Source organism: Flavobacterium sp. C3NV (assembly GCF_046825355.2).
GTDB lineage: Bacteria > Bacteroidota > Bacteroidia > Flavobacteriales > Flavobacteriaceae > Flavobacterium.
Genome location: NZ_JBKQBJ020000004.1, coordinates 192,553 through 208,541 on the forward strand (window position 1 = coordinate 192,553; position 15,989 = coordinate 208,541).

Sequence of the window (15,989 nt, forward strand, 5' to 3'; positions counted from 1 at the left end):
AAATGAAACAGATATATAAAATAATGGCGTCTCTGCTGCTACTAAGTACAGCAGCCTGCGAAGATTATACAGACTTAACACCAAAAGGATCTTTAGTAATTGAAACAGCTGATCAGTTTCTTGAAACAGTATCGCTGCCCAACAGAGGATATCCTATCAATAACTTTCAGTATTTATCAGACGATCAATGGATGAAAGAAGCGGATGTAATAGGGAAAACGCCCAACATCAATACAATCAATTTTACTTTTGATGAAACTACAGATCGGGTTTCTTTACTAAACACGTCGAGCTTTTACAACCAGGCTTACACGTATATCAACAGATGGAATACCATTATTTCACTTGTCGATGATAGTAAAGGAGAGGCAAGTACAAAACAATTAGCAAAAGCAGAAGCTAAAATTTTCAGAGCCTACGATCACTTTTTGCTGGTAAACACTTATGCAAAAGGCTACGACCCTCAAACTGCCGCTACAGATGGAGGTATTTGTATTATGGATAAATTTGATTTGGAGGCGCAGCCGTCAAAGTCTACTGTAGCACAAGTTTACGCATTTATTCAGAAAGATATAGACGAGGCTTTACCGTATCTTCAGGAAAAACCAATGGATGTTTACCATCCTTCACTGGCATTTGCTTATGCATTTAAAGCCAAAGTTCATTTGTTTAAACGTGAAATTGCCAGTGCTAAAGCCGCCGCAGAAAAATCATTAAGCTACAACAATAAAATATTTGATATGGTAGCTTATAACACACAAGGAGGACCAAATGTAGTTGCTGTGCCGGCAGCAAATAATATAGAAGTATTGAGTTATATGTATATGACAGGGTATACTGAGATGAACTTTGCCTATCAATATATTATAAGTCCGGAGCTGAGAACTTTATTTGGCAGAAACGATGCACGTTTTAATTTATTTTTTAATACTACAAGCACAACAAATCTGGATCAGGGATCAAATACAGCTTATTGGGCAACGGTATATACAAAATTCTTTTATCCTACAGTGGGTATGAAAACAACCGAGGTTTATTTGATGCTGGCAGAATGTTACGCAAGAGAAGATAAATTTACTGAAGCAGTCGATGTTTTGAATACATTAAGAGCAAAACGTATTTTATCGGGAACTGTAAATTTAGCTGTTCCAACCACCAGAAAAGAAACGATGGATCTTGTAATAAACGAACGAAGAAAAGAATTGCTTTTGGGCTTTAATCGTTTTTTTGATTTAAAGAGGCTAAACACCGAAACCGAATATGCAAAAACGGTTACAAGAGTATTTCCAATCGTAAACAAAACCGTTCCTCAAAAAACGTATACGTTGCAGCCCAATTCAAGATTATACATTATACCGTTTCCTTTATCGGTGCTGCAAAAAAATCCAAAACTTACCCTAAATACCAACGAAACAGTTCCATTTTAAATTCTGATGAAAAAAATATTTATACTAATAATCATGCTGCTGGCCGGACAGCAGCATGGTTTTTCGCAAACTCCGGCCGAAAAAAAAGCCGACAGTACCAGCACACAACCGAAAGGTTTACAGCCTTATGAAAAAATAATAAAGGAAGGATCGAAAGAAAAATTAGGCCTTTTTACGGTCAATCAGGTTGATGCTAAATATTACTTTCAAATTCCTGACAGTTTATTTAACAGATATATGCTGGTGGTAACGAGATATCTTTCTACTCCCGAAGGTATGGGGGTTTTTGGCGGAGAGAAAGCCAATGAGCAGACAATTTACTTTGAGAAAGGAGCGAACAATACTGTTTTTTTAAGGTCATTGCAATACAAGCAAGATGTCCGTAATCCTGATTCGATGTTGGCAAAAGCATTAGCAGGCAGTAATGAAAGCCCAATTGTTGCCGCTTTTCCAATAAAAACAACCAATCCTGTTACGGGAAATGTTGTTATTGATGTAACAGATGTTTTCAAAAAAGACAATCCAATGTTTTCTATAGAAAATAAAGAGAAAACAGAAAAAAAGCTAACCTCTCTTGCCGATGATAAATCTTTCATCGAGATGATAGATGCTTATCCAATTAACATTGAAATAAAAACAACAAAAACGTATACGAATTCAACAGCGAGTAGCGGAACAGTAACTTTGAGATTAAATACCTCGATTGTACTGCTTCCAAAAACGCCAATGCGCAAACGTTTTGCCGATGAAAGAGTGGGGTATTTTGCTAACAAATATGTTTTGTTTGATGATGATGAACAGCGTGCTCAGACAAAATTTATTATTCAGCGTTATCGTCTGGAACCTAAAGACAAAGACATTAAAAAATACCTGAGCGGTCAGTTGGTTGAACCAAAAAAACAAATCGTTTACTACATTGATCCTGCAACGCCAAAAAAATGGAGACCGTATTTAATTGCCGGAATCAACGACTGGCAAAAAGCTTTTGAAGCCGCAGGTTTTAAAAACGCTATTGTTGGAAAAGAATGGCCGGAAGATGATAAAAGCATGAGTCTGGAAGATGCAAGATATTCTGTAGTACGTTATTATGCATCAGAAACACCTAATGCTTACGGACCCAGAGTGAGCGATCCCAGAAGTGGAGAAATCATCGAAAGCCATGTAGGCTGGTATCATAATGTGATGAAATTAGTGCAAAGATGGTATATGATTCAGGTAGGACCTTTAGATCCAAAAGCCAGAAAAATGCATTTAGATGATGAGGTTATGGGGCAGTTAATTCGCTTTGTTTCTTCGCATGAAATTGGACATACGATTGGTTTACGCCACAATATGGGAGCCAGCAGTGCAACTCCGGTAGAAAAACTCAGAGATAAAAAATGGGTAGAAGCAAACGGACATACCGTTTCTATAATGGATTATGCGCGTCTTAATTATGTGGCGCAGCCAGAAGATAATATAAGTCCGATAGGGATTTATCCACGTATTGGAATCTACGACAAATGGGCCGTGAAGTGGGGATATAGCTATTTTCCAAAAACTCAGGATGAGTTCGAAGAAGAAAAAATATTGAGCAAAATGACTACAGATAGTTTGACTGCTAATCCTAAATTATGGTTTGGAGGAGAAGGAAAAGACGAAGATCCACGCAGTCAGACAGAAGATCTTGGTGATGATGCAGTTCTTGCCAGCGATTACGGAATTAAAAACCTAAAGCGTGTAGTTCCTAATTTGATTCAGTGGACCTATCAGCCAAACGATGCGTATGATAATTTATCAGATATGCATAAAGCTGTTGTAAAACAATATGGTTTGTATCTGTATCATGTGCTAAAATATATTGGCAATAACTACGTAACCAAAAGAACCGTTGACGAAAAAGGTGTGGTATATCAGCCAGTTCCAAAAGCAAAAGTAAAAGCCGCTGTTGATTATGTAGGAAGACAATTGTTTGTTGCGCCGCTTTGGATGTATCCAAAAGAAATCGATCAGCTAATTCCTTTAAAAACAGAAGATCAGATAGCAGACCAGCAAAATCAAATCCTGAATATGCTGTTAAGCTCCGGTATTCTTTACAATATCAGTCTTAAAGCAATGCAGTTTGAGGGAGCTTATACCGTTCCTGAGTTTTTAAACGATATGCAGCAAACAGTTTGGGTAAGTTTTAGCGGAAACGAAAAATTAGATTATTACAGAAGAGGTTTACAGCGCGGTTATATCGAAAAACTTGGTATGCTTTTATTGCCTAAGGAAACAGAACCAGGTAAAGCCTTAAACGCAGCACAACGCAGTGATGTAAGATTATATGCCAAACAGCATATTGTAAAATTAAGAACTGATGTTACAAAATTAATGAACGGAACAACAGGATTAAACAAAGATCATTACGAAGGTATTTTGATCGAAATAGATAAAATTATTTCAAAACTAAACAAAACCGATATATGAAAAAGATAGTAGTTATAGCATTTATTTTCTTAAGCACTTTGGCGCAGGCTCAGTTAACATCAAAAGAAGAAGTCGCTCCTGAATTGGTCGAAAAACGTGAGGCGCAAAAAAAGGAAATCACAAACAACTACCTGACTTTAAAAAATAATCTTTTGGTTTCAGATAGTCTGGCCGTTGTAAAAAGTGCTGCTTTATTGCAACAATCGTTAAAGAATTTCAGGTTTAAAAAACTAAATCTCGAACAAATGAATGACGCTACGACAAAAAGAAAGGAAATCATAAACCTTGTAGCTGAAGTTGAAGCTACTAAAAACATCAATAAGCAACGTAAAATTTTTGAAGTACTATCGGTTAAATTTTGGGATCTGGCACCCAAATTCAAGGTGGCTGATAATACATTATACCTTCAGGTTTGCCCAATGACCAATGCGGTATGGGTAAGTGATAGCAAGGAAATCAAAAATCCGTACTATCCTAAAAATATGCTGACTTGCGGTGCAGTAAAGGCAAGTTTATAAAAGTGAATTTGAATTAGTCTGACACATACGGTTTTCTGAAAAGAAGCCGTATTTGTCTTTTTTAGTTAAATTATAATTAATAAAAAAGCCTGTAAACAATAAGTTTACAGGCTTTTTTGTGGAATTGAAGGGATCTCAATTGAACACTTAATTCCCATATTAATGTTTATAGATAAGCTTGGTAAAAATCACTAAATCCCCTTATTTATATGAGCTCGAAGTGTATACGGATTTACTATTTATTTTGTTTAAATCGAAAAGGCTATTTTTATTTTTTAGATTTTAGGTCAAATTTTTTATTCTAAAAAAGAAAATATAACTTTTAAAGTTATTGTAAAAGTGTTCGACAGTCGAACACCTTTGTTTTCGATAGATATTTCGTTTTGATACAATATTCTTGAGAATTCCAACGGAGAAAGAGGGATTCGAACAAAACTATCACATTCCGCTTTTATACTGCATTTCTAATATTTTTTTCTGTATTGCGCCACGAATCTTCCATCAAAATTCAAATTGTAGACTTTAAATCTCTTAACTGTTTTAAAATGAATGGTAAAATTCGATAATGAAATTCAAAATTAAATCATTTTATGATAAATCAAATATTTTATTTGTTTTTAAAAGTTGTCTAATATTACAAATCTTTAATTTCTGAGTATTTAGGAACCAGTATTTTCATAACTGTCCATGCAACCAAATACGCAACAGCGCAAAGCACAAACATAATAGTATAACCAGTCTGAATATGGCCGTGGGCTTCATAATAATCAAAAAGAGTACCACCTAGTTTTGATACTAAAACACCACCAATTCCTCCGGCCATTCCTCCAATACCAATAATAGATCCTATTGCTTTTTTAGGAAACATGTCTGATACCGTAGTAAATATATTAGCTGACCAGGCCTGATGTGCCGATGCCCCAATACCAATTAATAAAACCGGAATCCAGTAACTGATGTGACCTAAAGGTTGGGCCAATAAAACTACAAGAGGAAACAAAGCAATAATCAACATCGCTTTCATTCGGCCTTCATAAGCATTGTAACCTTTATTGATGAAATACATTGGAAAATAACCACCATAAATACTTCCAACCATTGTCATCGTATATAAGACGGAAAGTGGAAATGCAATATCTGTTTTTACGAGACCAAATTGTGCTTCTAAATATTTTGGCAACCAAAATAAAAAGAACCACCAGATACCATCAGTTAAAAATTTACCTGAAACAAAAGCCCATGTCTGCTTATATTTTAAAAGTTTAATCCAGGAGATTTTTTCTTTTGGAACAGTTGTTTCAATTTCTTTTTCTGCAATTTCTCCATCAAGAATATAGTTCAATTCTGATGCTGATAATCTTTTCTGCTTTTCTGGTTTCTCATATAAGATGTACCAAAAAAACATCCAGATAAATCCAATTGCTCCAATGATGATAAAGGCAGTTTCCCAACCCCAATTTACCGCAATCCATGGAACTGTTAGTGGAGCTAGAATTGCGCCTACGTTAGAACCTGAATTGAATATTCCAGTTGCCAGTGAACGCTCTTTTTTTGGAAAATATTCGGCAACTGCTTTAATTGCAGCTGGAAAATTTCCTGCTTCACCAATAGCTAAAAAGGATCGTGAAATCATAAATCCTAAAATAGAAACCGGAACGGCAGCAATTCCAACCCAAACTAAAATGCTATTTACTGTTGTTCCAATCGGGATGGCATAAGCGTGCATAATTGCGCCAAGCGACCAAATGGTAATGGCCAATATATAACCGGTTTTTGTACCTATTTTATCTATAATCCTTCCTGCAAAAAGCATTGAAATGGCATAAATAAATTGAAATACAGCAGTAATATTTGCATAATCGGTATTGTTCCAGTTGAATTCTTCTGAAAGGATTGGTGCTAATAAACTCAATACTTGTCTATCTAAATAGTTTACAGTAGTAGCAAAAAAAAGTAAACCGCAGATCGTCCAGCGGTATTTTCCAATAACTTCGTTTTTAGTATGCATTATGGTTTTTGGATTATTATAGTTTAATAATTATTGTGAAAGTTTATTTTTGATGGAAATCAAAATATTGGACTGCATTTTCGCTACAAATTTTTTGAACTAAATCGCCAATTAGATTCATGTCATTTGGCAATTCAGCTTTTTCCATTTCTTCTCCTAGAACATTACAGAGAATACGACGGAAGTATTCATGACGAGGAAACGACAGGAAACTTCTTGAATCGGTTAGCATTCCGACAAAACGGCTCAGTAATCCAAAATTCGAAAGAACATCCAATTGTTTCTGCATGCCGTCTTTTTGATCCAAAAACCACCACGCAGCTCCATATTGCATTTTTCCGGGAACAGATCCATCGTTAAAATTTGCTGCCATAGAAGCCATCATTTCATTGTCTCTTGGATTCAGATTATAAACAATGGTTTTGGTTAAAGCATCATTTGAATTTAATTTATCAAAAAAGCCACTCATGCTTTGTGCCATAGTCAAATCGCCAATCGAATCAAATCCCTGATCAGGGCCAATGAGGTTCATCATTTTGCTATTGTTATTGCGAATAGCGCCAACATGGAATTGCTGAACCCATGATTTTTTATGATTCATAATGGCGATTTCATAAAGCAATGCCGATTTGTATTTTTCAATTTCTACTGAAGTTAAAGGCTCAGATTGCATCCCTTTTTCAAATATCAAATTGATTTCTTCCTGAGTTGAAGCAGCATTGTAAAAAGAAGAATGACCATGATCTGAAATTCGGCATCCCATTTCGTGGAAAAAGTCATGACGTTTTTGCAACGCTTTTACCAAATCATTAAAATTTTGAATTCTAAAAGAAACTACTCTTTCCAGTTTTTTAATCCAAAGTACAAAGGCGTCTCCTTTTTCAATTTCGGTTGCTTTATCAGGACGAAAAGAAGGAAGCACGGCAATTTCAAATTCTTCGTCTTTCAGTTCTTTATGATATAGTAAATCATCTGTAGGATCATCAGTAGTCCCCACCATTTTTACATTCATTTTATGTAATAAATTACGAACGCTGTATTCTGGTTTTTTCAACAATTCATTGCAGGTATCATAAATTCTTTGAGCAGATTCTGCATTCAATAATTCATTGATTCCAAAATAACGTTGCAATTCCAAATGTGTCCAGTGATACAATGGATTTCTTAGTGTGTTCGGAAGCGTTTCGGCATATTTTTGAAACTTCTCAAAGTCAGAAGCATTTCCTGTTATGTACTTTTCATTAATTCCATTGGCACGCATGGCTCTCCATTTGTAGTGATCGCCTTCTATCCAAAGTTGGGTTATGTTTTCAAACTGACGATCTTCAGCAATATCTTTTGGAGAAAGATGCGAGTGATAATCGTAAATGGGTTGTGTTTTTGCAAAATCGTGATAGAGTTTTTTTGCAAAATCGTTATGTAGTAAAAAGTCGTCTGTTATAAAGCTTTTTTGCATGATCTTATTTTAAAATTTTCTTTGAATGGCTTATTTTACGATGAAATCTTTTGTAAAACTTCATAGCTGCTTACGCCAGCCATAAGTGTGAAAATAACTAAAGAATTCTGCTCCAAATTTTTAAATCTGGAGCAGAAAACTATTATTTACAAACTTCTTTTGATTCCCAGTTCCAATCCTCGTAATTCGGCTAAACCTCTTAAACGGCCAATTCCAGAATATCCGGGGTTTGTTTTTTTCTTTAAATCATCCAGCATTTGATGCCCGTGATCCGGACGCATTGGCAATTTGGTACCATTTCTTTTTTCTACAATAAGAATTTCTTTTACAACTTCATACATGTCGACATCGCCTTCTAAGTGATTTGCTTCGTAAAAGTTGCCTTGCTCATCACGTTGTGTACTTCTTAAATGGATAAAATTCATTTTATCGCCATGACGTCTTACAATTCCGGCTAAATCATTATCTGCTCTAACGCCGTAAGATCCTGTACACATCGTAAATCCGTTTGATTTAGAATCGTAAGCTCTCATTAATTCTATAAGATCATTTTCAGTACTCACCACTCTCGGTAATCCTAAAATTGGGTAAGGAGGATCGTCAGGATGAATAGCCATCAATACATGATTGCTTTCTGCAACCGGAATAATTTCTCTTAAGAAAAAGAATAAATGTTCTTTTAATTTATTGCTGTCAATTCCGTCATAAGCTGCCAACGTAACCAAGAAATCTTCAACAGAATAAGCTTCTTCAGCACCGGGCAATCCTGCCAGAATATTTTGCTGAAGTTTCTTTTTGTCTTCTGGTGATGCTTTTTCAAAGTAAGCTGTAGCTGCTTTAATTTGCTGTGCTGAATATGATTTTTCAGCATCCGGACGTTTTAAAATAAACAATTCAAAGGCTGCAAATTCAGTCATATCAAAACGAAGTGCTTTTGAACCGTCTGGCATTTCATAAGACAAATCTGTACGTGACCAGTCTAAAACTGGCATGAAATTGTAACAAACACAGTGAATACCACATTCAGCAAGATTTTTAATGCTCTGTTTGTAATTTTCGATGTATTGAAGATAATTTCCGCTTTGTTTTTTGATGTCTTCGTGTACCGGAATACTTTCCACTACGGTCCAGTTTAAACCTGTCAATCCGTTAGCCGAATTTCCATCTTTGTATTTTACAATATCAATTCGTTTTTGAATTTCTTCAACTTCCCAAACCTGACCGTTTGGAATATGGTGTAATGCTGTTACAACGCCTGTTGCACCTGCTTGTGCTATGTCTGATAAAGAAACGGGATCGTTTGGCCCGAACCATCTTAATGTCTGTTTCATCTTTTTTATTTTAATAATTAAATACTTGTTGCTCCAAAACCACCGTCAACTTTGATCACTGTTCCGGTTACGAATTTTGAAAGGTCGCTACATAGGAATAACAATACACCGTCTAAATCTTCCGGTACACCAAAACGTCCCATTGGAGTATGTTCAATAATTTTGATTCCTCTTGGTGTAAGATCTCCTTCTGGAGTCAATAGCAAAGCGCGGTTTTGCTCTCCGATAAAGAATCCGGGAGCAATTGCATTGACACGAATTCCTTCTCCATATTTTGAAGCCAGTTCTACAGACATCCATTTAGTGAAATTATCGATCGCCGCTTTTGAAGCAGAATAACCAACGACTCTCGTTAAAGGACGCTCTGCCGATGCTGAAGAAATATTGATGATAATTCCGCTTTTTTGTGAAGCAAAAAGTTCAGAAAATACTTTTGAAGGAAGCATTGTTCCGATGACATTTAAGTCCATCACTTTTTGTAAATCGCCTAGTTTTAAGTCATAAATTGCCTGATCAGGCCCGATAGTTGCACCTGGCATATTTCCACCGGCAGCATTAATTAAAATATCTAAACGGCCATATTTCTCTTTTATAAAATCGCGAATGGCTTCAAGATCTTCCTGATTTAAAACATTTCCTTTTACTGCAAAAGCTTTTCCGCCGTTGCTTTCAATTCTGTCTACAGCTGTCTGAGCTTCTTCAAGTGTCAGTCCGACAATTCCTGTAGTAACACCTTGTTTTGCCAATACTTCGGCCATATTGCTTCCTAAAACTCCAGCACCTCCGGTAATAAGGGCAATTTTTCCTTCTAGATTTAACATTGAATTCATTTTTATAATTTATTGATTTGTTACTTGTTTATAGTTTTTATGATGTTTAGGACATTTTTAGTTTGATTTTCAATAGTTTGATAATCCTTTTCGTCCATCAATTTTTTGCTAATTAATTTACTTCCCATTCCAACTGCAGAAACTCCCGCGTCGAACCAGGCCTGGATATTTTCTTTGGTTGTATCAACTCCTCCTGTTGGCATAAAAATCAGATCTGGAAAGATGTCTTTTATGCTGGAAAGAAAGTCGGGTTCTATTTTGTTTCCCGGAAATAATTTTATGAACTGAATTCCTTTGTTTTCAGCAGCAATTATTTCAGTTGGTGTCATACAGCCAGGTATGTATAAAATTTCTTTGCTTTTTAATAAAGCAGCTACCTCCGGAACAAAGCCCGGACTTATAAAAAAGTCGGCGCCCAATTCTAAATAGGCTTCCGTTTGTATTTCATTTTTAATAGTTCCAATTCCGATAAGCAAATCGAACATTTCAGCGTCACGAACTGCTATCATTTTTTTGAAGTTTTCTGTTGCTTCAGCGCCTCTGTGTGTGTATTCAATTGCTTTTATGCCGGCTCTGTAAAGCGCACGCAATATTTCAATACTTACCGTTTCATCTTTATTGAAGTACAAAGGCAAAGTGCCCTGATTGGTAATCGTCGTTATAATCTGGTCTATTTTACTCACTTTATTAGTTTTATTTATTTCTAATTATCGAATAACCCGCCCGCCTGTTGAACCGTTCATTAAAGCTGTAATGTCATTGACCGAAGCCAAATTAATATCGCCAGCTATTGAATGTTTGAGGCAAGAACCGGCCAAAGCATATTCTACCGTTTTTTTCGGATCTTTGGGCCAATTGATAAGTCCGTATATGAGTCCGGCCATAAAGGCATCACCAGCGCCAATACGATCGATAATGTGTGAAATTTTATATTCTCCGGATTGATAAAGTTTTGAATCGCTCCATAAAACTGCTCCAATAGTATTTGCAGATGCATTGGCATCATAGCGTAGTGTAGAGACAATTGTTTTTAATTTGGGATGCTGTTTTTGCCATTTTTTATAGACAATTTCAAAAGATTCATCTTCGGTTGTTTTTATTTCCAAACAATTCTCAGAATCATCAATGCCGCCTAAAAGTACATCGCAATATTGGATGAGGTTTGGCATTACTTCATTGGCTTTTTTACCATAATTCCATAAAGTCGGCCTGAAATTTAAATCGGCAGAAATGGTTAATCCCATTTCTGAAGCAATAATTAAAGCTTCTTCACAAACGTCTGCCAAGTCCTGAGAAAGGGCAGGAGTGATGCCCGACCAATGAAACCATTTTGCATCTTTAAAAATGGTTTTCCAATCGATCATTCCCTTTTTTAATTCAGAAAAGGAAGAACTGTTTCGGTCATAGACTACCCGTCCAGGTCTTTCGGAGGCACCTTGTTCGAAATAATAAATTCCGATTCGTTCTCCCTGTCTGATAGTATTGGCTCTCATTCCATACGAAAGCATTTCACTTTCTGCAGACGCCCCAAGTTCATTTTGAGGAAGTGCAGTAACAATATTCACATCACAGCCCATTAAAGCCAACGATGCTCCAACATTTGCTTCGGCACCGCCATAGTGTGCTTCAAATGTTTTTGATTTAAAAATTTTTAAATGATTTGGAGGCGAAAGACGAAGCAGTATTTCTCCAAAACACACGATTTTATTTGACATAACTTATTATTTGTAATTTACTTTTGTATGGAAATGAGAACCAGTATTTACTATTTAATGCTTAATTAACCATCAGCTTTTTGTTTGTAACCTTGCCATCTGATTTTAATGAAATGACGTACACTCCAGTTTTTAAAACAGAAGTTAAATCGATTTGCAATGCGTTTTCGGCATCTACTTTTTTAGAATAAACCAGGTTTCCTGCGCTGTCATAAATCTGTATTGAAGTATATTTTTCTCCATAAAAATCAATATTTAAAATTCCGTTGTTAGGATTTGGATATATATAAAAACCTTCTTCTTTTAAAGGTTGAGTTGTTACTGCAGCAGTTTTAGCACCTTTTGCAGCGATACCTCCAGAAGTAGTTTTTACTACTAAATAATCGATGTTTAATTCTGTAGTTCCTTCAGAATCGCGCAATTCTATCACGTTATTTCCTGAGTTAAGAGCACTGTTCAAAGAAACTTCGCCAAAAGTCAAAGAAGAAGATGTGATAACACCTTTTTTAACACCGTTTACATAAAGTCCCATTTTTCTTGTACCTGCAGAATAAACCGCAACGTTAAAAGCTAAAGTATAAGTTCCGGCATTCGTCATATTAACGTTACCCCATTTCACGAATCCTCCCGCATTTAGATCAACATACCTTCCTGTAGCACCTTCGTTTATAGTTCCTTCGTTGATTAAAGCGTTTTCTGCTTCATAAATATTCTTATTGGTAATCTCAAAATCCATAGTGCTTACAGCTCCGCAAGGATTCGTATAAGTTGCTGTATAGATTCCGTATTTTGCATCCTGAATATTTGAAATGGTAACTTCGCGTGAATTTAAGTTAAATCCGTTTGGTCCCGTCCAGCTCCAGCTTCCGTTTGTTGGCTGAGGTCCAAAAGTTACAGACGCACCAGTTGCAGCAACAGTAATTGGCACATTTCTATAAGCTCCGTTATTTACTTTAGAGAATGGATCGATTGGAATTCTGGTACATCCGTTAGTTTCATGAACATCAGCCGTTGTATTTTCGAAGTAAGTTCTCGGACGCGTACTGTTTCCTGTATTGATGAAATCACAGCTGTTGATATCCAGACCATCAATACCTCTTGCCCAAATACCGTATGCAGCAGCAATTCCGTTATTTTTAACTTCCGGATAGTTTCCTGACATACAAGTCTGATTGACTCCCGCATTTGAACTATAATTATAAACTGTGATATTGTTAAGAGTGACGTCTTCCATTTTAGTTGGATAATCACAATCATAATTAAAAACAACAGGTTGAATAGTTGATTTTTTACAATTGACATTTTCAATTAAAATGTTACTTAGTTTACCTAAAAAAGGGTTATTATTTCCTCTGTTTTGTAATTCAAGATAGATAGGATTGTAACAACTATTGATAGTTACATTTCTTACTGTAATATCATGAACATTCGTGTTATCATTACTTTGTATAGTAATTGCAGATATACAGTCACCTGTAGAAATAGGATCCTCTCCGCTTGCGGCAGGATTAGAATGTTTGTTTATAATAATATTCTCCGCAATAATGTCATAAGCATCGTTTTTTGTGTCGGTACCTAATTTAAGAGCATTACATGAAGAGGCCAGAATACAGTTTTTGATTCTTACTTTATGCAAAGGAGCTTCGGGTTTTACTTTTAAGCAGAGTGCATCGTCACCAACTTCAATATCGCAATTTGTAATGGTGACATCAAAACAACTTTGAATGTCTAAACCATCTGCAGAACCATGAAAATTGTCAAAAGGCCTACCACGAATCAATAGATTATCTGCAATTACGAGGTTACATCTTTCTAGATTAATCGCAAAATTAGGAATGTTTCTCACGGTTAAGTGGTGAATATTCACATTTGTACAGCCAATTAATTCAATACCTCGACCTGGTTTTTGATAAGGCCTGGTACTGCGTTCGTAAACCAGACCACCGCCATCAATTATTCCGCCTCCTGTGATTTCAATATTTTTAAGGTTTTCACCAAAGAATAAATCACTACCATTCTCACGCCATACATAGATTGTATTGGCTTTAATAAGCGCACCCGGAGAAATGATAACAGTTAAATCGTTCGATTTTAGTGTCAAACCACTATCCATTAAATACGTTCCGTCAGGAAAGAATAAAATATCACCCGGCTGGCAGGCGTTAATCGCATTTTGGATCTGTACAGTGGCATAAGTGGCTCCTGTATTATCCGCTCCGTAACCTGTGACGACATTTCTTGTTGCGCTCCAAAGCACTGATGCGTTAAATAAAAATGCAACGCTTGTTAAAAATAAAATCTTCTTCATCGAGATCCGATGCAAATTCAAAATTGTTTTCATTGTAAATTGTTTTTAAGGTTAGAAAATAAAGTGATTGTGTAATAGTTGCGCATTTATAATTAGTACGAATTGTGTTTGTAATTGGTTATTTTACAGTTAATTATGTTTCGTGTGCGCACACGGTTTTTTACGGTGTTTTTATCATAATTTGTGGTTTAAAATGTTATTATTATTTATTAATTCTCTTCTGTAAAAACGGTAAATATTACAGACCCAAAAAAGTCTGTAATATTGATTTTATTTAATTTTACGAATAGCAGCAACCTCTTCAGGAGAAACAGCACTGGCCTTATTACCAAAGCTATTTCGTACATAAGTTAACACATCTGCGATTTCTTTATCTGTTAAAAAACTATGGGAAGGCATTGCATTGCTATATATTTCTCCATCAAGTTTACCACCTTTAAGTCCATTAAGAAGCGTCTTAATTAGTCTGCTTTTTTCACCCGTTACATTACTGGATTTTTTAAGCGGTGCATTAAGATTGGTTACGCCTGTTCCATCATCCATGTGGCATACAGCACAATTTCTGGTATAAATTTGCGCCCCAGCGGCATTTATTTTGTTGGTTTTATCAAGTATTTTATCATCATCTTTTATTACAGTTTTAGGTTTAGAAGATTCGAGATTCTGAGTTGTTCTGTTTTCATCATAGGTAATTTTGTAGATAGCTCCTTTTTTATCATCAGAAATATAAAGGGAACCATCTGGTCCCTGTGCAAGACCACACGGACGGCGCTCTGAATGTCCAGATGCGGTATTTTCCGGAGATCCTGAAAATCCGTCTGCAAAAACCTCCCAGTTTCCATAAGGTTTTCCGTTTTTGAAAGGTTGAAAAACAACAAAATAACCCATTTGAGGCTCCGGTCTGCGATTCCATGAGCCGTGAAAAGCTATAAAAGCACCGTTTTTATATCGTTTAGGAAATTGGTTTCCAGTGTAAAACAAAATGTCGTTTGGAGCTAAGTGAGCTGGATAAGCAGCAATTGGATCCAAATATTTAGAACTGCCTTCTTTTTTGCCATCACCACCATATTCAGGCATCTGGATTTTCTTCTTTTTTAAATAATCATAATAGATAAAAGGCCAGCCAGCGTTGTCTCCTTTTTTTAAGGCGTACATGCATTCAGCAGGAATTTCAGCATTTTGTTTGGTCGAATATAATTCGGGAAAAAGGTAATCCAATTGATCACGTCCGTGCTGCATTACAAAAAGCTGATTGGTTTGCGTATTCCAGTCAACAGCGACAACATTTCGTAATCCTGTCGCATATCGTACCCCATCTTGAATAGTTTGATTCAGGACATTTGGTTTAAACTGCCAGACTCCTCCGCTGATTTTCAAAAGTGGACAATCGGGGATACCCATTGATCCTTTTTTTCGGTCTTCCTGCTGGCATGAATTTAAAGGACAGCCAATCGGAATATACATGTTTCCTTTATTGTCCATCATAATCGATTTTGTTTCATGCGTACCATTATCCAATAATCCGGTAACGATTGTTTCGCGTGCTGTTGTATCGATTACCTTTCCATTTTTATCCAATTTATATCTGAAAATTTCTGAGTTGCAAGAGGTGTAGAGATATCCTCTGTAAAGTCGAACTCCCGTTCCTCCGTAATTTCCAAAACCAAATTTTAACGTCGCTTTTCCATTTTTCTGTTCTAATAATAATGTCCCTTTTCCGTTGATAGGTTTGGCAAGTCTTGCATAAATTTTGTCATTATCTGTAACGGTTATATGTCTTACCTTTCCAAGACTGTCTATCAGTTTTACAGCAGCAAAACCTTGAGGTAATGATAACTCAGTATTAAGTATGTAAACCCTGTCTTTTGATTTGATCATAGCCACCACGCTTGCCAGAATAGCAAGAGTTAGAATAAGTAGTGGAATGGTATCATTCTTTTTTATCATT

At 35.9% G+C, this 15,989-nt stretch carries 11 protein-coding genes; 3 read left to right on the forward strand and 8 right to left on the reverse strand.

Going from position 1 to position 15,989, the window contains the following annotated elements; all coding sequences use genetic code 11:
- The first annotated feature begins 2 nt into the window (after nucleotides 1-2).
- The 3 genes from ACIDC4_RS07680 to ACIDC4_RS07690 are packed head-to-tail and all read left to right on the forward strand — an operon-like array spanning nucleotide 3 to nucleotide 4,393.
- Nucleotides 3-1,427 (forward strand): RagB/SusD family nutrient uptake outer membrane protein, encoded by a 1,425-nt coding sequence (locus ACIDC4_RS07680; RefSeq protein WP_412042559.1) that lies wholly within the window; start codon nucleotides 3-5, stop codon nucleotides 1,425-1,427.
- 6 nt (nucleotides 1,428-1,433) lie between these two features.
- Nucleotides 1,434-3,875 (forward strand): zinc-dependent metalloprotease, encoded by a 2,442-nt coding sequence (locus ACIDC4_RS07685; protein WP_412042558.1) that lies wholly within the window; start codon nucleotides 1,434-1,436, stop codon nucleotides 3,873-3,875.
- A complete protein-coding gene (locus ACIDC4_RS07690; RefSeq protein WP_412042557.1) occupies nucleotides 3,872-4,393 on the forward strand; it encodes a DUF3347 domain-containing protein in 522 nt (173 codons plus the stop codon). Before ACIDC4_RS07685 ends, ACIDC4_RS07690 begins: the two co-directional genes overlap by 4 nt.
- 634 nt (nucleotides 4,394-5,027) lie before the next feature.
- Here the strand turns inward: ACIDC4_RS07690 and ACIDC4_RS07695 are convergent.
- The 8 genes from ACIDC4_RS07695 to ACIDC4_RS07730 form a co-directional block, all read right to left on the reverse strand.
- Nucleotides 5,028-6,401: an MFS transporter gene (locus ACIDC4_RS07695; protein ID WP_412042556.1), complete on the reverse strand. Its 1,374-nt coding sequence runs from the start codon at nucleotides 6,399-6,401 to the stop codon at nucleotides 5,028-5,030.
- A gap of 43 nt (nucleotides 6,402-6,444) precedes the next feature.
- Nucleotides 6,445-7,857 (reverse strand): glucuronate isomerase, encoded by a 1,413-nt coding sequence (gene uxaC, locus ACIDC4_RS07700; RefSeq protein ID WP_412042555.1) that lies wholly within the window; start codon nucleotides 7,855-7,857, stop codon nucleotides 6,445-6,447.
- Nucleotides 7,858-8,003: 146 nt separating this feature from the next.
- Entirely contained in the window at nucleotides 8,004-9,188 is a 1,185-nt protein-coding gene (gene uxuA / locus ACIDC4_RS07705) for a mannonate dehydratase (protein WP_412042554.1), read from the reverse strand.
- 17 nt (nucleotides 9,189-9,205) lie between these two features.
- Complete coding sequence (locus ACIDC4_RS07710) at nucleotides 9,206-10,009, reverse strand: SDR family oxidoreductase (RefSeq protein WP_230040244.1); 804 nt, start codon at nucleotides 10,007-10,009, stop codon at nucleotides 9,206-9,208.
- 29 nt (nucleotides 10,010-10,038) lie between these two features.
- A complete protein-coding gene (locus ACIDC4_RS07715; RefSeq protein WP_395432882.1) occupies nucleotides 10,039-10,701 on the reverse strand; it encodes a bifunctional 4-hydroxy-2-oxoglutarate aldolase/2-dehydro-3-deoxy-phosphogluconate aldolase in 663 nt (220 codons plus the stop codon).
- Nucleotides 10,702-10,725: 24 nt separating this feature from the next.
- Nucleotides 10,726-11,733 carry a PfkB family carbohydrate kinase gene (locus ACIDC4_RS07720; protein WP_412042553.1) on the reverse strand — a complete coding sequence of 336 codons (1,008 nt, stop codon included), beginning with the start codon at nucleotides 11,731-11,733 and terminating at the stop codon, nucleotides 10,726-10,728.
- 61 nt (nucleotides 11,734-11,794) lie between these two features.
- Complete coding sequence (locus ACIDC4_RS07725; RefSeq protein ID WP_412042552.1) at nucleotides 11,795-14,074, reverse strand: glycosyl hydrolase family 28 protein; 2,280 nt, start codon at nucleotides 14,072-14,074, stop codon at nucleotides 11,795-11,797.
- 237 nt (nucleotides 14,075-14,311) lie between these two features.
- Entirely contained in the window at nucleotides 14,312-15,988 is a 1,677-nt protein-coding gene (locus ACIDC4_RS07730; RefSeq protein ID WP_412042551.1) for a PQQ-dependent sugar dehydrogenase, read from the reverse strand.
- Between the last annotated feature and the right edge of the window lies 1 nt (nucleotide 15,989).

What these genes read in the sequence shown, in the direction of transcription:
- ACIDC4_RS07685 (WP_412042558.1), top strand. Translation starts at nt 1,434, where the DNA reads ATGAAAAAAATATTTATACTAATAATCATGCTGCTGGCCGGACAGCAG.
- ACIDC4_RS07680 (WP_412042559.1), top strand. Translation starts at nt 3, where the DNA reads ATGAAACAGATATATAAAATAATGGCGTCTCTGCTGCTACTAAGTACA.
- ACIDC4_RS07690 (WP_412042557.1), top strand. Translation starts at nt 3,872, where the DNA reads ATGAAAAAGATAGTAGTTATAGCATTTATTTTCTTAAGCACTTTGGCG.
- uxuA (WP_412042554.1), bottom strand. Translation starts at nt 9,188, where the DNA reads ATGAAACAGACATTAAGATGGTTCGGGCCAAACGATCCCGTTTCTTTA.
- ACIDC4_RS07730 (WP_412042551.1), bottom strand. Translation starts at nt 15,988, where the DNA reads ATGATAAAAAAGAATGATACCATTCCACTACTTATTCTAACTCTTGCT.
- ACIDC4_RS07695 (WP_412042556.1), bottom strand. Translation starts at nt 6,401, where the DNA reads ATGCATACTAAAAACGAAGTTATTGGAAAATACCGCTGGACGATCTGC.
- uxaC (WP_412042555.1), bottom strand. Translation starts at nt 7,857, where the DNA reads ATGCAAAAAAGCTTTATAACAGACGACTTTTTACTACATAACGATTTT.
- ACIDC4_RS07725 (WP_412042552.1), bottom strand. Translation starts at nt 14,074, where the DNA reads ATGAAAACAATTTTGAATTTGCATCGGATCTCGATGAAGAAGATTTTA.
- ACIDC4_RS07710 (WP_230040244.1), bottom strand. Translation starts at nt 10,009, where the DNA reads ATGTTAAATCTAGAAGGAAAAATTGCCCTTATTACCGGAGGTGCTGGA.
- ACIDC4_RS07720 (WP_412042553.1), bottom strand. Translation starts at nt 11,733, where the DNA reads ATGTCAAATAAAATCGTGTGTTTTGGAGAAATACTGCTTCGTCTTTCG.